This is a genomic window from Bradyrhizobium sp. HKCCYLRH3099 (assembly GCF_051167855.1).
Classification (GTDB): domain Bacteria; phylum Pseudomonadota; class Alphaproteobacteria; order Rhizobiales; family Xanthobacteraceae; genus Bradyrhizobium.
Window position 1 is genome coordinate 65,984 of record NZ_JBNPTW010000026.1, and the last position, 25,723, is coordinate 91,706.

The 25,723-nt window shown below is 59.3% G+C and carries 20 protein-coding genes; 11 read left to right on the forward strand and 9 right to left on the reverse strand.

Annotation, left to right across the window (positions count from 1 at the left end):
• The first annotated feature begins 33 nt into the window (after window positions 1–33).
• The gene (locus ACQR1Y_RS32625; RefSeq protein WP_434879681.1) at window positions 34–1,188 is read left to right on the forward strand and encodes a hypothetical protein; all 1,155 of its coding nucleotides are present in this window, start codon (window positions 34–36) and stop codon (window positions 1,186–1,188) included.
• Between the two features lie 7 nt (window positions 1,189–1,195).
• On the opposite strand, the gene ACQR1Y_RS32630 is transcribed toward ACQR1Y_RS32625, so the two are convergent.
• The 3 genes from ACQR1Y_RS32630 to ACQR1Y_RS32640 all read right to left on the reverse strand — a co-directional run bounded on the left by ACQR1Y_RS32630 (window position 1,196) and on the right by ACQR1Y_RS32640 (window position 6,168).
• Complete coding sequence (locus ACQR1Y_RS32630) at window positions 1,196–3,574, reverse strand: tetratricopeptide repeat protein (protein WP_434879682.1); 2,379 nt, start codon at window positions 3,572–3,574, stop codon at window positions 1,196–1,198.
• Between the two features lie 31 nt (window positions 3,575–3,605).
• Window positions 3,606–4,838 carry a WecB/TagA/CpsF family glycosyltransferase gene (locus ACQR1Y_RS32635; protein ID WP_434879683.1) on the reverse strand — a complete coding sequence of 411 codons (1,233 nt, stop codon included), beginning with the start codon at window positions 4,836–4,838 and terminating at the stop codon, window positions 3,606–3,608.
• Between the two features lie 136 nt (window positions 4,839–4,974).
• Window positions 4,975–6,168, reverse strand: coding sequence for a glycosyltransferase family 2 protein (locus ACQR1Y_RS32640; RefSeq protein WP_434879684.1), 1,194 nt, complete (start codon window positions 6,166–6,168; stop codon window positions 4,975–4,977).
• Window positions 6,169–6,379: 211 nt separating this feature from the next.
• Between ACQR1Y_RS32640 and ACQR1Y_RS32645 the strand changes: the two genes are divergently transcribed.
• From ACQR1Y_RS32645 to ACQR1Y_RS32680, 8 genes are all read left to right on the forward strand, one after another.
• A complete protein-coding gene (locus ACQR1Y_RS32645) occupies window positions 6,380–6,940 on the forward strand; it encodes a serine acetyltransferase (RefSeq protein ID WP_434879685.1) in 561 nt (186 codons plus the stop codon).
• 56 nt (window positions 6,941–6,996) lie between these two features.
• Entirely contained in the window at window positions 6,997–7,947 is a 951-nt protein-coding gene (locus ACQR1Y_RS32650) for a glycosyltransferase family 2 protein (RefSeq protein ID WP_434879710.1), read from the forward strand.
• Window positions 7,948–7,967: 20 nt separating this feature from the next.
• Entirely contained in the window at window positions 7,968–8,489 is a 522-nt protein-coding gene (locus ACQR1Y_RS32655; protein ID WP_434879686.1) for a serine O-acetyltransferase, read from the forward strand.
• Complete coding sequence (locus ACQR1Y_RS32660) at window positions 8,482–9,468, forward strand: glycosyltransferase (protein ID WP_434879687.1); 987 nt, start codon at window positions 8,482–8,484, stop codon at window positions 9,466–9,468. Before ACQR1Y_RS32655 ends, ACQR1Y_RS32660 begins: the two co-directional genes overlap by 8 nt.
• 1 nt (window position 9,469) lies before the next feature.
• Entirely contained in the window at window positions 9,470–10,696 is a 1,227-nt protein-coding gene (locus tag ACQR1Y_RS32665; RefSeq protein ID WP_434879688.1) for a glycosyltransferase, read from the forward strand.
• A gap of 108 nt (window positions 10,697–10,804) precedes the next feature.
• Window positions 10,805–12,004, forward strand: a complete 1,200-nt coding sequence (locus ACQR1Y_RS32670; protein WP_434879689.1) for a glycosyltransferase — start codon at window positions 10,805–10,807, stop codon at window positions 12,002–12,004.
• A 60-nt stretch (window positions 12,005–12,064) separates the two neighbouring features.
• The gene (locus ACQR1Y_RS32675) at window positions 12,065–13,144 is read left to right on the forward strand and encodes a glycosyltransferase 61 family protein (RefSeq protein ID WP_434879690.1); all 1,080 of its coding nucleotides are present in this window, start codon (window positions 12,065–12,067) and stop codon (window positions 13,142–13,144) included.
• A gap of 132 nt (window positions 13,145–13,276) precedes the next feature.
• Window positions 13,277–14,149: a beta-1,6-N-acetylglucosaminyltransferase gene (locus tag ACQR1Y_RS32680; protein WP_434879691.1), complete on the forward strand. Its 873-nt coding sequence runs from the start codon at window positions 13,277–13,279 to the stop codon at window positions 14,147–14,149.
• Here the strand turns inward: ACQR1Y_RS32680 and ACQR1Y_RS32685 are convergent.
• Window positions 14,139–15,077 (reverse strand): hypothetical protein, encoded by a 939-nt coding sequence (locus tag ACQR1Y_RS32685; RefSeq protein ID WP_434879692.1) that lies wholly within the window; start codon window positions 15,075–15,077, stop codon window positions 14,139–14,141. The genes ACQR1Y_RS32680 and ACQR1Y_RS32685 overlap by 11 nt on opposite strands.
• Before the next feature lie 133 nt (window positions 15,078–15,210).
• Complete coding sequence (locus ACQR1Y_RS32690; RefSeq protein ID WP_434879711.1) at window positions 15,211–16,080, reverse strand: glycosyltransferase 61 family protein; 870 nt, start codon at window positions 16,078–16,080, stop codon at window positions 15,211–15,213.
• 714 nt (window positions 16,081–16,794) lie between these two features.
• Between ACQR1Y_RS32690 and ACQR1Y_RS32695 the strand changes: the two genes are divergently transcribed.
• Complete coding sequence (locus tag ACQR1Y_RS32695) at window positions 16,795–17,511, forward strand: glycosyltransferase (RefSeq protein ID WP_434879693.1); 717 nt, start codon at window positions 16,795–16,797, stop codon at window positions 17,509–17,511.
• Between the two features lie 25 nt (window positions 17,512–17,536).
• Here ACQR1Y_RS32695 and ACQR1Y_RS32700 read toward each other — a convergent pair whose 3' ends face one another.
• Window positions 17,537–18,559, reverse strand: a complete 1,023-nt coding sequence (locus ACQR1Y_RS32700; RefSeq protein WP_434879694.1) for a glycosyltransferase family 4 protein — start codon at window positions 18,557–18,559, stop codon at window positions 17,537–17,539.
• A 29-nt stretch (window positions 18,560–18,588) separates the two neighbouring features.
• Window positions 18,589–19,965 carry an oligosaccharide flippase family protein gene (locus ACQR1Y_RS32705; RefSeq protein WP_434879695.1) on the reverse strand — a complete coding sequence of 459 codons (1,377 nt, stop codon included), beginning with the start codon at window positions 19,963–19,965 and terminating at the stop codon, window positions 18,589–18,591.
• Between the two features lie 463 nt (window positions 19,966–20,428).
• Between ACQR1Y_RS32705 and ACQR1Y_RS32710 the strand changes: the two genes are divergently transcribed.
• A complete protein-coding gene (locus ACQR1Y_RS32710; protein ID WP_434879696.1) occupies window positions 20,429–20,959 on the forward strand; it encodes a class I SAM-dependent methyltransferase in 531 nt (176 codons plus the stop codon).
• 42 nt (window positions 20,960–21,001) lie between these two features.
• Here the strand turns inward: ACQR1Y_RS32710 and ACQR1Y_RS32715 are convergent, their stop codons facing one another.
• A complete protein-coding gene (locus tag ACQR1Y_RS32715) occupies window positions 21,002–24,097 on the reverse strand; it encodes a hypothetical protein (RefSeq protein ID WP_434879697.1) in 3,096 nt (1,031 codons plus the stop codon).
• Between the two features lie 55 nt (window positions 24,098–24,152).
• On the reverse strand, window positions 24,153–25,661 hold the full coding sequence (locus ACQR1Y_RS32720) for a hypothetical protein (RefSeq protein WP_434879698.1): 1,509 nt from the start codon (window positions 25,659–25,661) through the stop codon (window positions 24,153–24,155).
• Window positions 25,662–25,723 lie beyond the last annotated feature (62 nt).

The window sequence follows — 25,723 nt, forward strand, 5'->3', positions numbered from 1 at the left end:
GCTCTCGCCTGGGATTGGTCGCTGAGTTCGACCATGAGTGAGACCGTCGAGTTCAACGACAACCTGTTCATGCGTAACATGCTGGCAGGCGGCACCTTCGGCTCCTACACCACCGTCACCGCGAATGCGGTTGCGGTGACTCCGACCTCACGCCTAACCGTCGACAGCGACGTGGGGTACCGAAAGTATTGGGGCGGGACCAACGGCACCACGCAGACCGAATCCGACTGGGTCGGCGTCACCGCGCGCTATGTGACTTCGGGCAAGGTGCCGGGCGATAAGAACTTCCTTGATGGCAGCTTTCGACGCTCCAGCGCCGTCGTGGCCGTTCTGGGCGATCTTGGCCTGCCGACCACGGTTCATGGCGACGTCAACCGGACGGCGGTGAGTGGCGGTATCCAGCGGAGCCTTTCGGCGCTCGACACGGTGTCGTTTTCGCTCGGATCGGCACTGACGGCCTATGATCCCGCAAGCAGCGGGACGCAGTTTACAGATTCAAGCGCGTCGGCGAGCTGGAGTCACCGCGTTGATCCGATGACCACAGTCTCGGTGTCTTCCCGGGCGCAGTGGCTGAACTACGACTCTACGCCGCGATCCAACATCGTGCTGGTGACGAGCACGGCTGGGTTTGAATCCTCGTTCTCTCCGGTATTTTCGTACGGGTTAAATGCCGGTGCGGTTTACGCGACAGCGGATGCCGGCACGCCCGCGTTCCCGCTTGGAAGCTCGCTACGGCCGACCGTGACCGGCGGATCCTCGGTTGGCTTCGTTGCCAACGCGCATGCGATTTACCGGATCACCAAGAATACCACCCTGAACGTCCTCGCGGCGCAGACCACATCGCCGGCGATCACCGGCGCGTTGACCAAGCGAACCACACTGCGCGCAGGCGTGACTCAAGCGATCAATGCGCGGTCAAGCATTTCGGTAGCAGGCGATGTCTCCCGCCAGACATCATCTGGAGCGACCAACGATTTCATGTCGGGCAGCGTCTCTTACGCCTATCAAATCGCCCGGGATTGGAATGCGTCGTTCACCTATCGCTATCTTCACCGGACGGCCACGGCCGGGAACGTGCTGCTTGATCCGTTGACGGGCCTGCCGCTGAGCAATGGCGGAGCGGCGAGCTCCAACAGCGTGATGGTCACTGTGGCGAAGACCGCGACGATCATTCCACTCGACAATTGATCCCGGCCTATTTGATTGCCGCGCGAATCTTGTCCTTGAGGGGCGTCCCGTCGGGCTCCGAGGCCAACGCCAGCTTGAGCTGCTCATTGGCCTGCGTGGCACGGCCCGTAGACAAGTACCCCTGCGCCAGATGATAGCGCGCGGCCGAGAACCCCGGTACCCGCGCGATGACACCTTCAAGCAGCTTGATCGCTTCGGCGGTATTCCCGCGCTTCATCTGCGCCCAGGCGTAGGTATCCTGAAACTGCGGCAGATCTGAGCTTTTCAGCTGCTCAGCCAACTGGAAGGCGCGGTCAAGGCTCGCTTTGTCGGTTCTCTCGTCCAGCAGCAGGCTGGCCAGATTGTTGACCGCAAGAAGCGCATTCGGATCATCCTTCAGGACTGCTTCATAAGCCGTCATCGCCGCATCATTGTCGCCACGCGACAAGGCCAAGCCAGCTTGGCCAAGCCGAAGGTTCAAATTGTCGGGAATTTCCCTCAACCCATCCTTCAAGATACCGGAGGCCTCGTTGAAGCTCTTCTCATTGACGTACAGTTCAGAGAGCAAGCGATAGCCGGCCTCGTTTTTGGGCTCCTGGGCGATCACCCGTTTGAACAGCGCCTTGGCTTCGTCGGTCCTGCCTTTAGCGGACTGCGTCTGCCCCATCAAAAGCAGTAGCCCCGAATCGTCCGGGCGACGCTTGAGAACGTCGGCCAGCAGCACCTCTGCCTTTTCCGGCCGGCCGGAGCGCAAATAGGCGGCAACGAGCAAAGCTGCGGGACGAAACGCATCCGGAGCCGCCACGTGCGCCGCTTCAAGCGAAGCAACACTGGCGTCCTGCTTGTTCTGGCCCGCCAGTGCTGCAGCTCGGACCTGATCAGCAAGCCCTGCATTGTCGTCGGCGCTGCGCATCACATCCGCAACCGCCAAGGCCCCGGTCCAATTCTTGCGTGCGATGCGAACCTGAGCCAAGGCCTGGAGGAGAGACATGCCCCGCGGGTTCCTGGCAATCGCCTCCAGCAGAACGTTTTCGGCCTGTGCGAGGTCCGGGAGGCCCTGAAGAAACGTCGCGTAGGGCAGCACGAAGGCGGGTGCAAAGTTCGAATATTTCGCCGCATCGGCATATTGGCGCGCAGCAAGCTCCGTCTTACCGCTACGCTCAAAGGCAGCGCCGAACATCAACAGCAATTCGGGAGATTTGGGTTCGTTGTTGAGAGCCTCGCGCAAATCCGCGATTGCTCCATCGACCTGCCCCCCATCCAGGCGCATGGCGGCACGCAATTTCAGCGCACCGGTGTTGCGGCGGTCTTTCTCCAGCACCTCGGAGACCAGCTTATTCGCCATCTCCGGGTTGCGGCGCCTGACGTAGACCTGGGCCAGCTTGTTCTTGGCCGAGATGGCCCGTTCGGGGGAAGAGGTTTTGATCACGGAGTCGAGCAGGCTCGCTGCCTGATCCAGATTGCCTTGTACATAGTCCAGATCGGCAAGTGCCATCTGGTATGGAAAGGCATCAGTTGCGGCTTTGATGCGGCCTTCAAGCTGCTCCCGAGCCGCTGCCGGACTGCGGAAGCTAGCAAGAAAACGCACCAGGCGAAGGTTGGTCGCAACATCCGCCGGACTGGCGGCGACAGCAGACCGGAGCTCCTTTTCCGCCTCGTCGAGCCGGCGCTCTTCGACATAGAGGTTGACGAGCTGCTCACGGAATTCAGGCTTGAAGCTGACCAGCTTCTTCAATGTGACTTCGGTTTGCGCAAGGTCACGCTTCCTGCCGTAGACGACCACCTTCAGGGCAAGAACGCGCGGATCATCTTGCGACGCAGGAGGCAATTGACCGATCAACTGCAAGGCCGCGTCAGCCTCACCACGCGCGACCTGGGCGCTGGCAAGCACCAGCAGCGCATCGAAATTCCCCGGCTCAAGGCGGATTGTCTGCTCCGCTTCCCGGACCGCGCTGTTCGGATCACCGGCCTTGAACAGGATGGCCGCACGGAGCGCGTGATAATCGGCACGCCCCTTGTCCTCCGCACTTGCGGCATCCAGAAGTTTCAGAGCGGCGTCGTTACTGTTGTTGGCGAATAGAATCCTAGTCAGCCGGATCCGTGCATTGAAGTCTTTCGGGTCTAGCTCGACGATCCGCCGCAACACCTGGAAGAGGCCAGCGGTATCCTTCAATCGCTCGTTAATTCCGGCAAGGGCGCGGAGCGCATCCAAACGGTTGCTGTTGAACGTAAGGGAGGTCGAGAGCGCCACGCGCGCGTTCAGATCGTCATTCTTTTCAAGCAGTGCGATGCCGCGTTCATAATAGTCCTGCGAGCGCTTCTCCGGCGACCCGCAGCCGGTCAGCGTCGCAACGAGCAGGGCTGCGACGACGCAGCCGACACGCCGAATGCCAAGTACGCAGACCATCAACACAACCCTCTGGCCGAAACAGACGACGCTACCGACTTACCTGAAAATTGGCCGGCGATGCGACATGCTCGTTGGCCTCCGGCGGCAGTAGACGGGCCTTCGCTACTGCATGGTGCGCGTCAGAGTCCAGCAGAAAACCGAAACCGTGGAGCCTGAGCGCGCGCCGAATTCGCCGCGAGCTGTTGGCTAAAATCAGCCGGCCTTGCTTTTGCAATATCGATTTCCGCACCATCAAGAGCAGCCCGACAAAGCGCGCGTCGATTGATCGCAGTCGGGCACAATCAATTGTCAGCTCGGTGCCTTGTCCGATCGCGGCGCGCAGGATGGGCACGGCCTCCTTGACGGTCTCGGCGACTGCGTCACCCTGCAGTGCGACAACATTTGCCTGATCGCTCGCCTGGGACATGACGACCGAAAGACAGGCTTGTCGTTTCCCCAGAACCCTGCGCAGCAGCGCTGCCAAGGCAAGCGGCAGCGCTCGGGTTAACATCAGCCGCGCCAGAACGGCCCCATCATGCAGATAGCGACGCCAGAGGTACGGCTCCTCCTTGATGCGCCACAACCACTCGAATCCAGACTTGCGAACGAAAAGGGGTGCCCGCTTGAGAAGCCCCGCCTGAAAGTTGATTGCGGCCCCCAGATGGGAGCGAACAGGAACCCGTAAGCGATGATGGTTGGCCATCAACCAGGACTGCCCCTTCTGCGCTCCAAGCGAAGCAACCAGGAACCGCGCCTCGGAGGCGTTTACGGCTTCCATGATCGCATCACTGCTCATCTCATCGACCGAGCCAAAACCTGGAAAAAGTGAGCCGACACAGGAAACCGCGCTCGACTGGCTATTCAGCACGCGGCCAGCGGTTTCGGCCACGCCGTGCGGCCCGCCGAACAAAAAGACCTTCACCGATCCCTGTGGACCAATCTTCAATCGATCAAAAATATCCGAACCAGCAACACGCCCCTTGATCGGAAGGCCTGTGAGACGTGATATCCATACGATCGGAACGCCATCGACGGGGCACAGATCGCTCATCAGAAGGGACTCGCGAAAGGCCACGTCCGTCTGCGCCGTCACAAGGAAGTTCAGATTGGGGGTCGATACAAGGTACGGCTCGTTCCTCTGCAGGGCAGCACCGATGCGGTGAGCCACCTCGTCGAGTCCGACCGCGTCAATTGGAATTCCCAGGATCCCGTAGACTTCGCGAGCCAGATCGTCCGATGCGATACAGCCGTCGAATTGTGCTGCTAAATGCCCGGCCTGCAAAGGAACTGCTTTCTATCAGTTGAATATCGTCAGGACAAAACGACAACGAGCACGGCCGGTCAAGCAAAATTCACATACAAGCGCCTTTAAAAAGCCAAATTTAGCACGGAAAGGCTGAAACCGATATTTCTGATTTTTATAAATCATCTACTCCACCGCCTCGGGTGGTCCTGATCCAGATCTTCTCCCGCGCAAACGCCCGGATGTATATTCCTGCCTTGGCTGCGAGATAAGGCCCGATCGCACGTAGGCTGCTCGTCGTGATGAGATCGCGACCGCGCACGTTCCAGGCCAGCATAATTGCAGCGCATAGGCCGACCAGAGTTCCAAATCCCACTAGGATTCCCAGGAGACCGGCTCCCAACAAGGCCGCGGCCACATTGGTTAGAGCGGCCATGATCGTCAGCAGGGCGAGAAGAACAGTCGGCGGCACAGCCGCGTCGAGGCTCAAGGTCAAGAGGTTGAGGTTACGCTCGAGCAGCGCCTTGCCTATCAGCGGGCAAACCCGGGTGATCAGGATCGCGAGATGACCATGCTCCCAACGCTGCCGCTGAGATCGCGAGGCGGCTGCCGTCAACGGAAATACGCTTTTGACTTGCGCGGCAGGACAAAACAGGGGCGCGTGGCCCGTGGACGCCAGCAGGAGCCCCAGTTCGAGATCTTCCGTCAGGTGCCCTGACGCGATATTGACGTTTTCCAGCGCGAGGCGCGGAAAGGCCATGCCGCTTCCCATCAACTGGCATGGAAGGCCGAGGGCGCGCAGACCGCGCGGGCGCAGATCGTTCTTGATGCGCCAAGCGAACTCGGCAATCTGATGATTGACAGACGCGCCTGCCGGTGCCGACATCAGATACAGAGCCTGGGCGGGCCTTTGGGTGACGGCGCAAACGGTGGCGAGCATTTCGATGGCCCGGCTGCCGACCCTGCAATCGGCATCGATGACAATGACGACCTCTGGATCATCAACAGCCAGGCTGCGAAGGCCAAAGTCGAGTGCAAAACCCTTGCCCCGGTTGCGCGCATCATCCCGACGGATCACCTCAGCTCCATGAGCGAGAGCGACCTCGGCCGTGTCGTCGCTGCAATTGTCCGCCACGACCAGCAGGCGATCACCCGATCCGAGCTGCGAACGGATATCGGCGATGGTGGGCACGATGCCCTGGCTCTCATTGTGAGCGGGGATGAGCACGACCACGCGAGGACGCTCACTGCCTATCGGCACAGGCTGCTTCCTGTCAAAATACGCGGCCAAGATTTCCACGAACAACACGAGAACGGACCAGGCCAATGCAATGGCCAGCACCTCGAATGGAAAGAAAATCCAACTCATTGTCCGATCCGAAGCATGCCCGCGCCGGCGGGATCAACTAGAAAACATCAGGGCAGAGCTCCCCGCGATCCATCTGCGACGGCCGATCACGGCTTGTCGAGAAGACTACCAGACGGTAAGCCAGAGCAATTGTTCATAAAGCATGGTCCAGGAAAGTGGAAACGTGTTTCTCCGCCGAGACCGCGCTCAGACAGAAAGATCCTCGAAGGCGATGCTGGTGCCATCGGATGAGCTGCACAGGAGGCTCGACCATTTGACCGGCCAAGACGGATCCGCCATCGCCGACTGGTCGCGCGAACGACCGCTGAGGTTCTGGGACCCCGGCCGTAAACTGCTGCTCGCCGTGCGCAGATATCAATATTGGCAGAGCCGCCGCGGCCCGCTCGCTGCAATCTGCTGCAAGGTTCTGGTTCTTCGCCACCGGTTCTGGAGCGTTGTCACGGCGGCAGATATCCCGCTCAATTGCAGCATCGGAGGGGGCCTCCTGATTCCGCACCCGAACGGGATTGTCGTCCATCCCGGGGCCCGGATCGGAAACAACTGTTTATTGTTTCAGCAAGTCACGATCGGCTCGGTGGAGGGCGGCAGCGCACTACCTAGGATCGGCGACCATGTCGATGTCGGTGCTGGTGCCAAGATCCTGGGGCCGGTCTGCGTCGGCTCGCATGCGCGGATTGGCGCCAATGCGGTCATCACCAAGGATGTCGAAGCCGGTTCCACGGCGTTTGGCATCAACCAGAGCAGGTCATCTCAGGGCGAGCGCGCGCCGTGAACGTCATATCGAACACGGGTACAATCGCGAGCGAACCTGCTTCGGCTAGTCCCGATATGTGTGACGTTACGGTGGTTCTCGTGAACTACAATACCGAGCACCTTTTAGAGCGCGTCTTCGCCGCCTTGTTCGCCGCAAGACAGACGCTCTCCATGCAGACCATTGTCGTGGACAATGCCTCGCGGGACAATTCGGTCGCGATCTTAAGGCATGGATATCCTGATGTCGAGTTGATTGCCAATACAACCAATGTCGGCTTTGGACGCGCCAACAATCAGGCCCTGCCACGCATCCGCGGCCGCTACATTCTCCTGCTCAATACTGACGCCTTCGTTGCCGATGATACGCTGACGAAGACAGTCGCCTATATGGACGAACATCCTCAGTGCGGCGTGCTCGGCGTCCGCCTGGTCAGTGAGAGCGGGGCGCTCCAACCATCCTGCCGATACTTCCCGACGCCATGGAATGTCTTTCTTGCGGAGAACGGACTTGGACGGTTCTTCCCTCGAGTGCAAATGGTCGATGATATGGATTGGGACCATGTCGGGACGCGATCTTGCGACTGGGTCCCCGGCTGCTTCTACCTGATGCGGAAATCGGCAATTGAGCAAGTCGGCCTCTTCGACCCCCTCTTCTTCGTGTACTACGAAGAGGTCGATCATTGTCGACGGATCCGCCAAGCGGAATGGCGCGTCACCTATTTCGGTGAAGCAACTGTCATTCACATCGGCGGCGAGAGCGCAGGGGCGGACGACAAGCTCACCACCTCAGGACGGCAAATTGCGCGGCTGCAGATCGAAAGCGAAATGTTGTATTTCCGTAAACACCATGGCCTCAGTGGATTGCTGACCTATCTCGCTCTCACCGGCTGTGGCGCCGCGCTTGAGCTTGTGAAGGATGTGGTCCGTCCCGTGCAAGGTCGCTTGCGAAACACTCAACTTCAGAAACTGAAGCTTGCCGTTTCCCTGCTCGGCCCAACCGGCTGGGCGACAAGACCAACGCGGTAAGCGCGAGAGACGATCTTTGCATGTTCGATAATATCAGACAGGACCTGCGAGCCTATGACCACGATTGGGGCGCGCAAGGATTTTGGGTGATGCTGGTCTATCGATTTGGCCGCTGGCGGTACGGGGTACGCCCCGCTTTGCTGCGAAAGTTCTTTTCAGCGCTCTACAAGATAAGTTTCAAGCTGATGCAGGTCATCACCGGCATCGAGCTGCCTTGCGAAGTCGAGATTGGCCGCAACTTTGTCATCGATCATTTTGGCGGGATCATTGTGAGCGGCTATACGCGCATTGGCGACAACTGCCGGATCAGGAATGGCGTCACGATCGGTCTCCGCCGTGTGGAGGAGAAGGCGGCGCCGGTCATCGGCGACAACGTCGACATCGGTGCGGGCGCGAAGCTGCTCGGGCCCATTCACATCGGGAACAACGTCGTCATCGGCGCCAATGCCGTGGTGATTTCCGACGTGCCTGACGACTCCATCGCGGTCGGCGTGCCTGCCATCGTCAAGCCGCGCCGAACACAATCCTCCTCAAATGACTGACCGTGCTCCTCGCGCGTTCGGTGTCGTGGCAATCGGCCGCAATGAAGGAGAGCGGCTGAAGCGATGCCTGAACTCCATCAGTAGCGCCGCCCGTATCGTCTATGTCGATTCGGGCTCTACGGACGGCTCTGTGACCTGGGCCGAGCAGACCGGGATCGACGTTGTCGCACTTGACATGAGCCTGCCGTTCACGGCAGCACGCGCACGGAATGCCGGAATGCAGCGATTGCGCAGGGTTGCGCCCGACCTCGATTTCGTTCAGTTCGTCGATGGCGACTGCGAGCTGCAGCATGACTGGCCAGCCGTCGCGATCACTTATCTCATCGATCATCCGCAGGTGTGCGCCACATTCGGGCGCCGCCGGGAGCGCTTTCCGGATCGTTCGGTCTACAATCTGATGTGCGACCGCGAATGGGATACGCCGGTGGGCGAGGCCAAGGCCTGCGGCGGCGACGTCATGATGCGGGTTGATGCGTTGGAGGCCGTGGGCGGCTATCGGGATGATCTAATTGCCGGCGAGGAGCCGGAGCTCTGCGTTCGGCTGCGCGCCGGGGGCTGGAAGGTCTGGCGTCTCGATCACGAGATGACACTGCATGACGCCGCCATGCATCGCTTCGCGCAATGGTGGCGGCGCCAGGCCCGCAGCGGCTATGCTTTCGCCCAGGGCGCTGATTTGCACGGCAAGACCGACGAACGGCATTGGGTCTGGGAAACGCGCAGAGCCTTGATCTGGGCAATCCTCATTCCGGCGGTCGTGATCGCCGGCAGCCTGGTGGTCGGTCCATGGGCGCTGCTGATGCTGCTGATCTACCCTGCCCAGATTCTTCGCCGAAGTCGGAGTATGTCCGGGACATGGCGCACTCGGCTGCAGCTCGCCTTCTTCGAGCAGCTATCGCGATTTCCGGAGGCCTGGGGGCAGCTGCTTTTCTTGCGCAACCGATTCCTGAGCCGTCCTGGTCGGCTGATCGAGTACAAGTGACATGCGCATTGCCTATCTCGTGAACCAGTATCCGAAGGTGAGTCACAGCTTCATCCGCAGGGAAATCCTGGCATTGGAGCGTGAGGGGCTGGAGGTTACCCGTATCTCCATTCGCGGCTGGAATGATGGCCTGGTCGATGAGGCAGATTTCGCGGAACGCGCGCGAACTCGCTATGTCCTGAAAGCGGGCGCCCTCGCGATCGGTGTGGCGGCGGCCTCAGCGGCGCTTACACGGCCGCGTGCGTTCGCGCGAGCATTGCGGCTCGCGTTCCGCATGGCCTGGCGCGCCGAACGACCCCTGCCCTATCACCTGATCTATCTGGCCGAGGCTTGCCTGATCTTTCAGTGGCTGCGCCAGGCCGGCGTCGCACATATTCATGCCCATTTCGGCACCAATTCCGTCGAAGTAGCGATGCTGGTGCACGCGCTGGGCGGTCCGCCGTTCAGCTTTACAGTGCATGGCCCAGAGGAATTCGACAAGGCACCGCTTCTGAGGCTCGCGGAGAAGATCCGCCACGCCGCCTTTGTCGTCGCGATCAGTTCCTTCGGCCGCAGCCAGTTATTCCGGCTGGTGGAGCACGCGCATTGGAGCAAGATTCGGGTGGTCCGCTGCGGTCTGGAGCAGAAGGACTTTGAAACGGAGTCCGCATATGGCGACAGCCGCAACCTGGTTTGCGTAGGCCGGCTCTGCGAGCAGAAGGGTCAGCTCATCCTCGTCGAGGCCGCACGGCGACTTGCCGAGGCGGGCGTCGACTTCACCTTGACGCTTGTTGGCGATGGTGAGCTCCGCCAGGAGATCACGGCGCTTATCGACAGGCACGGGCTTACCGACCGCATCCGCATCACCGGATGGGCCACCTCGTCTGAGGTACGATCACACCTCTTGCGCGGCCGCGCGCTAGTCCTGCCGAGCTTTGCGGAAGGTCTGCCGGTCGTGATCATGGAGGCCATGGCCTTGCGCCGTCCCGTCATCTCGACTTTCGTCGCTGGAATTCCTGAACTCGTGAGGGACCAGGAGCAGGGCTGGCTTGTCGCTTCCGGTGATGCTGCAGCGCTTGCTTCGGCGATGCGCCGGTGCCTCGACAGCGCTCCGGCAGAGCTGCAGGCAATGGGACAAGCGGCCTTCGCCCAAGTGAGCGCGCAGCACAAGGTCGAGACCTCAGCGAGAGAGCTCAAACGACTGTTCGAGGCCGGCGGCCCGGATACGCGTTCTTTCCAAGACAGCTGATGCCGCGTAACGATTGGGCCGGCTTTGGGCAGCAGAGCGCTGCCTGCAGCTCTCGCGACGGCGACAACGATTGAGCATTTGAACCGGGATCCTGAGAGATTTGCACGAATGAGCTTGCGATTCACGATCGTTCAATATGCCGGAGATTATCGGGAGGCTTTCGAGCGGCTCTCAGCGGGTGGAAAGGAAACATATTATGCGCAGCGCCATTCGGTGGATTTCGTCGGATCTCTGGTCAAGCAGCTCGAACAGGTCGCGGTGATCTGCGCCGTCAGTGACACCACCTACGATACGATGCTTGCCAACGGCGTTCGGGCGATCGGCGCGGGCTTGCGACCGGGTTTCGATCCCGCATCGCTGGTGCCGTTCATCGCCAACACGAGCCCGAACCGTCTCTCCGTCAACTCACCCCTGGCGCCCGTGCTGCGATGGGCCATCGGAAACCGGATCCGAACGATCGTGCCGCTGGCGGACTCCTTCAATGCCGGCGGTCTGCGCGCGGCCATTCGCCATCGCCTGCTGGCGCGTCAGCTCAACCATCCGCTGATCGAATGGGTCGGCAATCACGGGATCAGCGCCTGCCTTTCGCTTGCGGGTATTGGCGTGCATGCCGACAAGATCGTGCCGTGGGACTGGCCACCGGCGCATCGGCCGTCGGATTATCCCTCGCGCAGCCTCGCGGGTAATCGTGAAGGCAAGATATTCTACGTCGGCAGCCTGTCGCATGCGAAAGGCGTCGGGGATCTATTGAACGCAACCGCGATGCTTCGAGGCCAGGGCTACCCGGTCTCACTGTCGTTGGCAGGACGCGATGGCGACGGCAGCATGGCCGCGCTGGCACGCTCCTTGGGTATCCTGGACGTGGTCAGATTCCTCGGCGTCGTCGCCAATGAGGACGTTCCGCGGCTGATGCAGGAGGCTGACCTCGTCGTCATTCCGTCGCGTCACGACTATCCGGAAGGGCTGCCGCTGACAATCTATGAGGCGCTCTCCGCCCGTACGCCGATCGTCGCATCAGACCATCCAATGTTTCGCACTGCGCTCGCGGAAGGCGAGAGCGCAGTGATCTTCAAGGCTGGCGATTTGAACCATTTGGCCGCGTCGATTGTCAAAGTGCTGGACGATCCTGTTCTCTATCAGACGCTCTCGGCACGCTCCGAGGAGGCCTGGACACGAATTCAACTGCCGGTCACCATGAGCGCTTTTGTCGCAGCCTGGCTGGAGGATACGCCCGCCAAGGTCCAATGGCTCAGGGCTCACAACTTACTCTCCGACCGATACAATCATAGCATCCGTGATCGGCTTTGATTATAGGTCAATCTTATCAGATAAGTCGCTGCGGCTTACTCCCTTCAGAGCGACGTTTAGATGCGTATTTCCAGTAGAGAATCAGCAAAACTTCGGCTTTCTCCCTACCTTCGATTGGCTGAGCGAATCGTCCGCGGCCCGGGATCCCTTGAGTCGGTCGCGACTGAACGCGAGCTGCTCTGTGCTGAGGAAACCGCCGACAACCCTCCGACCATCTTTCTTCCCAACCAATTGGAGAGAGTAACCTCAGGCACGGAGCATCGTCCCCTTGCGGACGAGATCGAAAGCATGCTTGCGCCGACATACACACACGCCGCGACAATCGCCTATCACGTCAAGGATGCAGCGGTGCTTGACGGGTCGATCTACTCGAGAAACTTTCGCCACTTCATTGCAGATAAGATCGAACGAAACCACAGCGGCGCCGTGCCTCATCTCAAGACGGCAGGCCTCGCGTCGACCGCGGTTGGACACCGATACTTTGGCCACTGGCTTCGCGACGATTGCCTGCAATATCTCCTCGCCCGGGAGACCGGCGCAATTATCAACTTCACGACGCCGGCGTGGACTCACAAGCCGCACTACGCCACTTTGTTTGGCCAGACCTGGAACCCTATCGACCGAGCGATCGTCGACGACCTGATCATCTATCAAGACTTCGGCCAGAACAGCTTGAAGGCCAAGCGGTACAGCATCCTCTCTCAACTGATCAGATCCAGATATTCCGGACCAGAAATGAGAGACAAGCTCGTCTATCTAAGACGTGGGGACACCGGCGTCGCGAGAACGATCTTTGAAGAAGATCGCCTGCTCGACCTGCTTGTCAAAAGTGATTTCGAGGTCATCGACATCGCCACTGATGACATCGACTTCATCCTTCGCACTCTCCTCCGCGCCAAGATCGTCGTTTCCATGGAGGGCAGCCAGATTGCACATTGCTGCTACACGCTGGATCCAGGGTGCGGGCTGCTCGTTCTGGAGCCTTCCGATCGCTTTACCGCCGTTCATCGTCACTGGGCCGCAAGAAACCGAGTTCAAACCGGCTTTGTGGTGGGACTAGCGTCGCCGGTGGGCTATCGCTTTTCTGGTGACGAGATCCTGCAAACGGCAGACCTGATGGCACGCCAGCAGCGAATTTAACCCTGAACTGCTTCGATCGCAGTCGATAGGTTCCACAAGACCACAGAATACCATATGAATGGAACCTTGTGGACGGATCTCTTGCCCACGACGCCCGTGTGACTGCACCTCTCCTGTAACGGCCACAAAAGCATGGCGCCGACGCAGCTCGCCTTCTTCATCGTTTGCCACAAGGCGCCGCGACAGGTTATTCGCCTCATCGAGCGCCTGCGCGACGATCACAACGTCTTCGTGATTCATGTCGACAAGCGCTCGGCGGCCGAAGTGTATCAGGAACTCCGGACCTTCTCCGAGCGGCTGCCCAGCCAGGTCTTTCTCTGCACCAATCGCCACCGCTGCTATTGGGGCCGCTTCGGCATCGTGGCGGCAACGCTGAGCTGCATGCGCGAGGCGGTCGCTCGGGATCTGGCTTTCGATCGGGCCTTCCTGCTGTCCGGCCAAGACTACCCGATCAAGTCTCAACGCCGGATCCGCGCGCAGCTCGATGCGCATCCCGAGGTCGAATTCATCGAATCCTTCGCCGCCGACGAGCCCAATCGGTGGACCCGGGCGAAAGGCGCTCACAACGCCCTCAACCGCGTGCTCTATTGGACGTTGTCGTTCCGCAGCCGGCACGTCCAGATCAAATGGCGGCGGCGCTTTCCGCTCGGGTTTCGGCCTCATGGCGGCTCGATGTGGTGGTGCCTGACCAGAGACTGTATCGTCTATATCGACGGCTTCGTCCGGCAGAACCCCGCCTATGTCCGCTATTTCAAGACGGTGTTCATTCCCGACGAATCGTTCTTCCAGAGCCTGCTGTCGAACTCGCCATTCCGCGACAGGATCATCAGCGATGATCTGCGCTATGCCGATTGGGAAAATCCAAATCCGCTCTATCCGCGCACGCTGGACATGGACGATGCCGAGCGCTTGCGGGCCTCACCCAAGTTGTTCGCACGCAAATTCGACGAGCGCAGTCTCGCGCTGCTCGACCTGATCGACCGCGAGATCGCGGTCACCCCATGAGATCGTAATAGCCGAGTCGTCTCAGCCAGCTGCGCCGCGCCTTCAGCATGCGGAATTGCCACGGATGCAGCAGTTCAAACGGCAGCAGCGGCGCTGGATCCGTGGCGGTCTCGTTGCGGTCGAGCAGGCCCATTTTCTGCGCGTCGACAAGCCACCACTTCGCCTCGCCGCCGGCGTGAAAGCATTTGATCCCGGAGAACCGCTCGCGCTGCAGGACCGATGCGCCGGGGATGCCGAAGCGCCGGAGCAGGCGCTTATATTGCGTGCGATGCCAGCAGACCCATTGACCGGGATCGAGATAGCCGCCGCCGATCTTCATCGCGATGGCGGCCCAGACGATGGATTCGATGTGCATGTGGCGCGGCAGGCTGGGCGCCTCGAGCGTCTCGATCAGCCAGTTCAGCCAATCCAGATCAATCGGCTGCCGCCATTGCGCGACACCGATGTCAGTGTGATGCGCCAGGGGAACGCCGGCCGCGATCGCGGTCGTGACCACCTCGTCCGGCAGCAGGCATGATGGACGCTGCCACATCAACATCACACCGCGGTCGACGGTCGGCTCGAAGCTGAAACGATTAGGAAAATACAGATCGGGATCGAGCACGACCATCTCGTCACCGGGCGCGCTCAGCAGCAGGGGATCGGTGATCTTGCGCCAGCAGGGATGGCCATGGCGGAACCGCCGCAGCGCCGGACGGCGGCCGAACCGCTCCTCCTCCAGATCGGCGAGATCGGCCTCGCCATAAATCGCCGCCGCCCGCAATTGCGGCACGGGATCGGCGCGCAGGCCATCGAGCTCATCCTGGAGCTGACGCACATCGTCCGGCCCGTCGGTGATGAGCGTCAGCGTGAACGGCTCCACGGCGTTGCGCAGCAGGCTGCGTAGCGCCAACCGCGCATAGGGCAGCGACCGAGGCGACAGCACCATGAACAACCGGCGGGGGCGTGGCTCTCCAACACCGCCTATCGATTGCGCTGCTGCACGCATATCATTCGCAGCTGCATTCGGCAACACTCGCATGACACCTCGGAACGGCAAAATCTTTCAAGCGCTTTTCAGATCACGCAAACTCACTAAGCGCAACTGGAATACGCCCGACGGCTTCTAAGAACCTAGTCAATTCCAGCCTGCGGACGTTGTGGTCTGCCACCGCGGCATCGATGAACGATAGTAACTCGTCCTCGCTCACCGAAAATGCTCCACGCCCTGCCGGATTGCCAACAAACATAGCTGCGAATAGCCCAAAAAGCGGTGCCAAATCTGCCAATACCGTCAATGTTCGGTCCGGCGGATTTAAGATGATCATATTCCCGTACGGCGCCATCATAAAAAGCGCGTGCGTGAGGTGCGATCCCTCAACACTGACGACCAGATTCGCTCCGCTCAAGACGGATCGAATATCCTCGAAAGAAGAGATCGAAATGTCCAAGATCGAGAATCCCTCCGACCGGAGTCTCTCCTTAATCTCCGCCTCGTTAGCAATAGTCCTTGGACTTCCCCAGTTTCCTCGACTTATAAAAACGCGCCGCTGCGATTCTTCGCAATCTAAAAAGCGACGTCGGATGGCTGCATATCTTCGGAACTTGCTCGCATTCTGTGCGAACTCGTCAATGACCCGAAGCCTTTCTATCCATGCTGTTCCGACCCTTTCTGGTGCTTCGACATCTGCGATCCTCCGATACGCAGGCTCGTCTCTATGATCCGGTCGCATATGTGAAACGATGGGGCCCATTCGGCTCGCCATCATCTGAAGTGGAAACTCGTCAACGAGCCAGTGACCAAACCATGTTGACCCTGCCACTCCAGACCCCAACGTCGCCGCGGCGAACTCATGGTGAGGAGAGAGCGGCAGCACACTCAGCCTTCTGGCAAACATGCGTCGTTCTAGTCCGGAACGAAGCTCGATCCGCGCCCGCGAGCCAATATACATAGAGCCATCGACCAAGAATGCGTCACGAAATTCGTGCAAAACGAGTGGACGCAACTCTAGTTCCCGTTGAGTCGTTAGCTCGTTTCGGAGCCGCTGCGCGGTGTGCCATGGACCATCGGAAATACGCTTGACGTGTTCTTCGCGAAAGAATGGTCTGACGGCCTGCAATCTCTCTCCCTGGCAAATCTGAATTGATCTGCTAGCGAGGGCCGCCAGCGGGGGCTGCGGGCCATGCCACGCTCTCTTGATATAGTACCGAAAAGATGCGGCTGTCGCTCTCGACAAAAGGCTGGCACCCACAATGAACACCTCCGCCAAAAATTGAATTTATCGCATTCTGCCGCAACAGCGGTTGACACTTGCACTCAGAAGGCCTGCTCGAACGCAAGCACAATGGATCGTTTTACATTCTGCACGGCGTTAGAAGACGGCACTCAAACTACCCGAGGGCCGCTCCGCTCAATAGCGGGTCCAACCATAGTCCACCGCACAACCTCGGATCCCCCACAACGTCGGACGACCAAGATTCATAGTGTCCCAACCATACATTTAGCAAAAGGTCGAACGCTGCTCAAATAGTCTTAAACGGTGGACTCCATCCAAAACACGCGAACGCGCTGCAATTTGCAGAACTCACTGTCCCTCGTGTATACCGTCCTCAACGCTAGCGCTGACACCAGATCGTCCAATTGCCCCGCCGGGCGGCAACCACAGATGACCATAACCTTCACCATCATAACCCCGACATTCAATCGTCCGACCCTTCTCAGCCGTCACCTTAGTCGCACGGTTCGGCAGGCTTACGAAGGTTGGCGGCTGCTCGTCGTCCACGACGGACCCAACGCGGAGATACGGTCGCTCGTCCATCGATATACGACCCGCGACGGTCGAGTTTCTTATCTAGAAACGAGCTCGCGAGCCAACGACTGCGGCGCAACCCCTCGACTCGCCGGCCTGACGTACCTCGCCAACAGCGGGATCGAATCTGACTACGTCGTGTTTTGGGACGACGATAATGCCTACAAGAAGGATGCACTTGGCCAGATCGCAAGAGAGATCGAAAAGGCCAATATGCCGGAACTGCTGATTGTCGGCGTTCGACGACACTCGACAATTATCCCTCCAAAGGGGGCATCAATTCATTCGCTACAAGTTGGCGAACTGGACACGTCGGGCCTCATATTTCGCCCGCAACTCGCCCAGAGAGTTTATGCGCAGATGCTCGAACAGAGCAAACGGGAAGACATTCTGCGCTTCAATGATTTTCTCTCCTACAAATACGCCAGAGATGCTCTGCCGTCCAACAAGATAAGGGGAGCTACCGACACAGTCATATGCAATTACGACGGCCTTCGGTGGGCGCCATACTTGAGATCGCTGCTAGGGCTTCCGCCAATCGGCATCGCGGGCCGCCTTCGACTGGGACGATAGACGCTGCAGAAAAACGCAAGCATCTTCACCGGTCGAGAAAACCGCGACTTGCAAGAAACGACCGAAACTGCCTGGCCACTCCAGCCTCTGTACAATTCGCCGCCGCGAACAATCGCCCTCTTTCGCCAAGCCGTTGGCACGACGCGTTGTCAGCCCATAGGCGCCTAATTGCGTCCGCAAGCTCGTCGACAGCACCGGCCTTGACGCTGATCGCATTCTTTTCGTTTTGGACGTAATCGGACACCCCAGGCGAGCTTGTTGCAATGATCGCCTTTCCGAGGTGCATAGCCGCGACAAGTGTAATATGACCGCACGGCACCTCACCCGGGTTCAGTGGAAGAACCATAAAGCGGGCTAGCCGCAAGATCTCCATCGCTTCACCGAAGCCAATGTCGACGCGAGCAAACACGTTCGCGGGCAGCTTCAGGCCATCGAGATTTTCCGGCCTAACAACCAAGACAAACTTGATGTCCGGTAGAACATTCGCGGCCTCCACCAGAGCTTGATAGTCACGACCATTTCCGCCGATTGCAGCAACATATCCATAATCTTCCGCAGGAATAGTCGCAGGAGTTGTCGCGGGGGGCGCCATCCCCCAATGAACAAAATCAAAACGCTCGATCGGAATATCGAAAGCTTCCGAATAGATCTCTCTCTCGACGTTGGAAAACACGACAAACCCGTCGACTCGCGCCAACAGTGTTCGGAAAACAACTCGCTTCAGCCCTCGCGGAACACTCGCAAAATTGAAACTATGCGCTAGAACTATAGATCTCGATCTCAACAGCCAGGAGAACAACGCACACCACGCAGCCAAAGCCGGACCGTGCGTCACCAATACATCCGCCTTGACCCGTTTTGCTTTCATCACGCCATCGAGAGCTCCCAATACCCGACTGAGGTTCACTGCTCTGACGTAGCTATCGATCCTTCTTCGTCGACATATGGCAAACACAAACTTCGGCCCGACGCCGGGAAAATGCGATGCGATCCACGTCCAACTCGGATCGGTCATCTCGGCGCAGCAAACAACAGTCGTATTGGACATGGCGGCCCCTCTCCGCTTGAAGCTTGCGATCACCGCACGATCGACAACAACCCAAGAACAAGCTGACCGGCCAGCCACCCGCACGGCCAAATGGCGAGGGAACCTATCTCGACAACAAGATTGTTCAAGCCGTGCTTGCGATTGAACCAGAAGATCAGCGGTAGAGTTGGAGCCAGATATGTGGCGAGCCCAATCAATGCGCCCTTCACATCGAACACGAAATACATGACAGGAACCAGCGTGAAGAGCGAGATCACTCGCACTGCGTTGAGGGCAGCGATATAGTTTGGCTTTCCGAGCGCTACGTACGCATTCTGAGCGAGTCCAAAGCGAGAGAATAGCAGACTGAATGAGAGGATTTGAAGCATCTCGCCCGCAGGCAGATAGCGCGGGTCGTAGAGAACAGAAACAATCTTTTCGCCTGTCGCGAACAGAAAGCCCGCCGCAGCAACATAGACGGCATCTGCCCCCCAACGCATTTGCAGGTAGCGCTTAGAGAAGTGTTGAGGCCGTTCGCGTGCGATCTCTCCGAGAGCGGGAAGCGATACATTTGAAAAGAAGCGACCGGCGATGCCGTCCACCATAGAACTCAGACCCGACGCAATCGAATAGAACCCCAAGGTCGTTGCCGTAATCCATGCGCCGAGCATCAGCCTGTCGCCATTCATCGCGAGCACACCGATGATCGACGAGATGAAGACCCATCTGCCGAATCGCAGAATTTCCGCTAGCGCGTCGCGATTCCAACAGAACCGATCCCGATGCCCGGTGAGCCAGACATGGGTCAGCACCGTGTAAACGACAGAACCGACCAGGCCGTTGATGATGAATGACCAGACAGAATGGGTAAGCCAGCCGACACCGATCGCGATGGCATAGCTTACGACCATCTGGATCAATTCGATCAGAGTAATCCGACTGAGATCAAGGTTTCGGCCCAGAAGGTGCAGCTTCATCGAATGCAGGCCGAGGATCACCGAGGAGAACGACCCAACGGCGATGATCGCCGGCAGCAACGGATCACTATAGACGCTGTCCGGTGGCATCAGCCCCATCAAGCGTGCGGAGTAAAGGCCGGCAGCGACCGCCATGCAGGCGATCCAGATCCATAGCCCCCTTAAGACCTGGACCGTCCAAGCTGTGTTGACAAAAACCTCGTTCTGGCCGCGACTACTCTGTATGATCGACTGTCGAATACCGAGGTCACTGAACAATCCAACGAGAACATTGATCGTGGTTGCGATCGCCATGATGCCAAATGCGTCTGGAGCAAGCAGACGAGCCATGATGAGGTTACCGAACAACCTCATGACGAGCGCGGCACCATACCCGAATAGCGTCCAGCTTCCTGCGCGAAGCACGCGGGCCTTCAAGGACTGCGGGTGGCCCGCTGCTAGAAACGCCATTATTTACCTTCCGGCAGGCCGGTTATCGGGGAAGTCGAGGCGCGAACGAGATCCGTCCTCCTGAAGCCTGCCTGCATAGCATGTTACTGCCCTCCATCAAGCACTTGCCGGCAACAGGCGGGAGCAAATCCCTACTCTAGCGCCGCCAAAATCACGCACGATGATGCATCTTTCTCGAGCTGACTTTGCAAAACCGAGAACTTTGCCCTAGGATGACGAGAATATCAAAAGTGTAAAACATCGGGGTGTTCTACCGGCTGTGAAGCTTTACCAACCTGAATCGCTCATTAAATCTATTGGCCGCAGAATGCTGCAAAGGCTGTTTCCGCACGCGAACGTAATTGGATCGGCCGTCACTGAAGATGACTCCCGCAGCATCTTCTCCGAAATATATCGAAGGAAGCTCTGGGGTGGCCGTCTTTCGACTGGTCCTTACTCCGGCAGCGGAAGTCGCAATCCTCGCGTGGTCGATCCCTATACTCAAGCCGTGAGCGCATTCCTGTGCGAGCTAGGCAGCCCCTCGGTCGTTGACGTCGGCTGCGGCGACTTTCACGTCGGCAGTCAGCTTGTGGATTGCGCTGGACGATACATCGGTTGCGATGTGGTCGACTTTGTCATCGCTCAGAACCGACGCAAGCATCCCAACGTTGAATTCCTCGTGCGTGATGCCGTCACCGACGAGTTGCCGCCGGGCGATGTCGTGCTGATCAGGCAGGTCCTTCAGCATCTCAGCAACCGTCAAGTCTCGCAGATCCTACCCAAGTTATGTAACTATCGTTTCGCGGTCGTGACCGAGCATATCCCCGGCTTTAGAGATTTCGTGCCTAACCTTGACAAGGCAGCCGGGCCGGATCATCGCGTCAACTTCGGATCTGGCCTCGTCTTGACGGAGCCGCCCTTCAATCTGAAGGCCGACAACATTCGCGTGCTCTGCGATGTCGAAGAGTTCGGCGGACGAATCCGAACGACGCTTTACGACCGACCGTGGCTATGATCCGCACGGCCATGGCGCGTGTGGTGCCGGCATAACGCGGCGTCAAGTTCCGCTGTTGAACTCATGGATGGCGTCATAGCTCGAATAATGCTCGGCACCATAGCCGCGCGGGAACAGCCCCCATTGTGACCTCTCGTAGCCGTATTGCGCCCCTGCCGCCTCGCGGCCGGGATGTGCAGCCACCACGTCGGCAAATCCTTGTTTGTACAGGGCCTTGTATTGCGGACTGAATTTGTAGCGATAGACCATATCAACGATCTGCGACGCCATTTCAGTTGCGTCGTCCCGGCCACTCACCGTGTATATCGAGACGCTCCAGCCGAGCGATTTAATCCTTGCCGCGAGGCCCGGAACGTCAGTGAGAGGATCATTGGTGCCGTTGTTGATATTGCCGACACCGAATTGCGGACCGCCTTCATAGTGAAAGACAGCCATCTTGCGCGATCGGCCAGCATCGAATGACGCTGCAATCTGCTCAATTTGCGGATAGACCTTCGTCTTGTAGTGCTCGAAGGTGATACCACCGGCGCCCGGCGTGCTTCGTTTGACCACTCCATAGATCTGGGCCGATAACGCCGTATAGGCCGCCCCGACATTGCCAGTGGCGTGGTCTTTTGCGGCCTGTAACAACGGCGCGTTTTCGGAAGCCGCCCCCTTGATGTAGTTCACATCACCCGCAAGCCAGGGCGATCCCCAATATGGCGCAACGCCGATGGCATCACAAATATCGATCGGCCGGTTTGGCGCCGCGTTGTAGGACGGAGCGGGGCCGCCCCCCAGTCCGCCATGTGCGGCATAGATCCGGTTCGCTGCCGCATCGAGACTGCCACCTTTGAACTGGAACATGTTGGTGTTGCCGAGATCCCAGGTCGCCGACTGATTGAAGAGATAGAGCTGGGCGCGGGGTCGCTTTACGCTCCAAGCAGCGATAGTGAGATCGCCATACTGCTTCGTCCGCAGCGCGGTGATGCTGTAGTTCGGATTGTTGCCCCCAGACGCGAAACCCAGACAGAAGCCCTTTGACATCGCCCTCCCCCATGGCGATTGGCCGAAGTTCCACATTTCGTTGCCGACCTCGGTGCCAAACTTCACCTCTGGCTTGAGATTGTCCCGGAAGTAACTGGTGACGTCGGTGATGAACTGCGCATTGGTGTTGATCGGCCAATTGATCCAACAGCCGGCGCCGGTGGCATTACACAACTCCACCATATATTCGAAGGGAATGGATTGAAGCAGGCCACCAGGGCGCCAGATCCAGCCGTCGAGCAGATAGCTGTAGATGAAGGTTCCCGTGGCGCCTCCCTCGCCGAAGGTCGCCGACACCGCACCGGTGCTCCGCAGCGACAGCGACAAGCCCTCGCCGACCCAGGTGTCGGCCTGCTGGATGTCCAACGTGTTGGGCGGCAGACCGTGCGGAAAAGCGGAGATTCCGGCCTGCTTCAAAACGGCGTCGCTGTTGATCGCCTGGTGGAGGCTCGTGCACAAAGCCTGGAGCGTCTTGTCGGAGCCGATCCTGAGCTCGTACGATAGGGTATATGCGCCACCTGGCAAATCGGCTCGGCTGAAAGTCAACGACAGGATTTCGGCATTTGAAACATTTCCGCCGAAGCGCATGCGAATTCTGTTCTGGCCCGCCGCGAGACCGTAAGGGTCGAATCTGCCGATGCGGCAGAACGTACCAGTCGGACCCGACACATAGTCGATCGAAACACCTCCCGCTTGCGGCGTGATCGGAAAAAAACTCAGATCTCCAGAATTCCAGACGCTAACTTTCCCCTTGAGGACGGCGTCAGAGCTGAAGAGATCCATCAGATTTGCTCTGAGCCCTATGAAAGTCGTGTCCGAATAGCGCTTGCCCGATCCGACGACATACGCAGCATCATATGGAGTTCCGCCATTGAGCCAGGGAGCGGAGAAGCGAAAGACTAGCTTGCTACCAGACGAAGGAACGGCACCGGAAAACCGCAATATCCGGCACTGCGCGCCGAACGCATAAATGTACTTCGGGCCTCGGCCGTCGACATTCAACGTCGGATTGATCCCTGTGTTGGGCAAGTCGAGAGTCCCTTGAACGACCTCGTTATCACGGTATCGTCCAGCAGATGGTCCCGTCCGGCTGCCACACATGTAGGCATCATCGGTCCCCCGCTTGATGCTGCCGACCCAATATTCAGGTACGAACCTCCCTACAGACCCAGGATAGAACAAGCTCGTAGCCGGGACGCGTTGCGCGAACTCGTTCTCGTAGCTGGCTTGTACCCCCATGAGGTCCATGAACCGCAGCCAGGATGGCCGGAGATGACGCATCTGCTGTACCAGGACCGGATCCACAAGCGCCCCGGAATCGACCAGGGTCTCGTTCTCGGCCTTGCAGAACACGAGATTGCTGAATCCCGAAAACGTGCCCTGGGCCAGGACGTAGACGGCGATGTTGGTCGCCTGCCAGATCGCTTCACCGCCCGGTCCGCGATAGGGATCGTTCGGATCCCAGGCCGCCGGCTCCCCCGTGAGCGCATTGGCGACTAGATCCAAGCTATTTGGCTCGATCCGCACGCATTTCCAGATGCCGGCGGCGGCGGCTTGGCCGCGCCCAGCCAGCGCCTGGACCTTGATCACGGGGCTCGCCGAATTTGCAAAGCCGGGCTTGAACGTCAGGCGCACGCGCCGGCCGCCGGCGCCGTTCTCGACCGGCGACGGCGACATGTTGAGAATGTTCGCTCCGAAGGTCAGGACGACCCTTGGATTGGTCTTGTCAAGGATCGTCGTGTTGTAGTTCGTCTCGCCCGTATTACCGCTAACACCAACGATGTTCTGGCCGCCACTGCGGATCAGTGCGCCAGGCGAAAACTGCATCGAACCGCGTCCACGAAATTTCCAGACGAAATCGCCGAAATACCCCTCGGGCATCGAAGGGTTGGCTGCCAGGCTGCGTGCGGGCGTTCGCAATGGGTAGCCATTCGCGTCCTGGTTCCCCGGATCAGGAGAGAAGCTGAATCCTTTGGCTAGGTTCGCGTAGCCGGCGACAGCATTGATGACGATCCGTCCAGAGTCCGCATTCGCGGCTGATGCCGCGGACGGAAGGAATTCGGTCAATGCGAGGGCACCAGCCCCCGACAGCAACTGACGACGGTCAAGCATCGCTATTAATCCTTTATCAAAAATCGATCACACCCAATCTGATTTGCTAACCTCGTCAACCGACGGGACGGTTGCGGGGCCGTGCGGGCATGTGGCGGACCCGATCACGATTGCGATTTGGCACGTCAGGAAAGACGACCTGTCCACTCACCTCTGCCATCACAGGCAACTCAACAGGCGGCGCCGCTTGCGGCTTCCGCTGTTGCACCTTGGCCGCACAGGCCTCCGAGGCTCCGAGCAACGTTCCAATTATTAGCCAAGACCAAGGACTGAGCGTCGAGTTCGGCAGCAGTTCGACGACGTTGACCGCGGTCAGCAGAGCCAGACCGGCCAGCAGCACTGCATCTCGAAATGAGTCGGCCCTGCGCAGCGCACGCAAGGCAAAGAAGACCGGCGCGCCGAGCAGCCCGAACTCGGCGATGAAGCCGATCAGACCAAACTGCCCCAGCGTGATGATCCAGCGGCCATCGGTGACGCTGGCGTCACCTGCGAGTCCTTCCCACGTCTCGAGGTGGATTCGGTTTCGCCCGAACCGTCCCCACCCGAAGACAAGTCGATCCGCTGCATGCTGGAGCAACTGCTCTTCCTGGTCGAACCGGAATTTCAGCGAAAAGGCGCGATCCTGATTGATGCTTGACGCTACGTCGAACAGCATATTGGTCGGGAACACGCCCGCAATCCGCATCGCCGGATAGGTCAGGGCCAGCGCGACCAGGATGACGGCGACCTTGGCCTGCAGGCGCGGCTGTGTCCATCGCACCAGGGGAACCAGCACGGCGCCATACACAAGGGCGGCGCCGGATTTGCAAAGCACCAGGACGAAGCCGAGATAGAAGGTGATGGCGCCCGCCGGCGCGGAGCGCACCACCACCACCTTGGCCCGCCACAGCACGGCCGCCGCGACCGTCACTGACATCGCGAAGAAGCCAGCGATCAGGCCGTGGCCCATGAACACCATCGGCCGGAAGCTGCCGCCGTCGCGTATCTGCTGGATGAAGTCGCTCGGATAGTAGCCGTAAAACCAGAAATGGAGCTGCGGGCTCATGCGGATCTCGAACAGCAGCAGCAGCGAATAGCCGAGGCCCGCAATGACCAGCGCCACAAACACCGCCTGCACATCCTCCATTCGCCGCAGGAACTCCCGCCCGATCAGGAATGGGATCAGGGCGATGAACTGAGCCAAGGCGGCGGAGAAGCCGTCATACAGGCCGACGCCGGGAATGACCGAGCGGCCGACATAGATCGGATCGTTGTTCAGCAGCGACGTCACCACCGGGCTGAACAAGAAGACAAGCATCAAGACCTCAACCAGGCCGAAGCTCCGCCACAGCCTGACGGCGCGGTTCGTGGCCAACATGCAGCCGGCGAGCGCGCATAGGCTCGGAATCGAGAACTTGTCGAATTGCGGGAGCATCGGGATCTTGAAGAAGGTCCCGACTGGAAGCAGAAGCTCCGCTCCCAGCATCGTCCACAACGTCGCCTGCACCGGCGGCCGCGTGGCATAGAGCACGATGGCGACGACCGGCCAGATCAGCAGCGTGACATAGGCGAATGAATTCGGCATCGCGACGTTCGCCTGGCCCCAAGGATAACGAAGATCCGGCGGTACTTATGACGTCAGCTCCG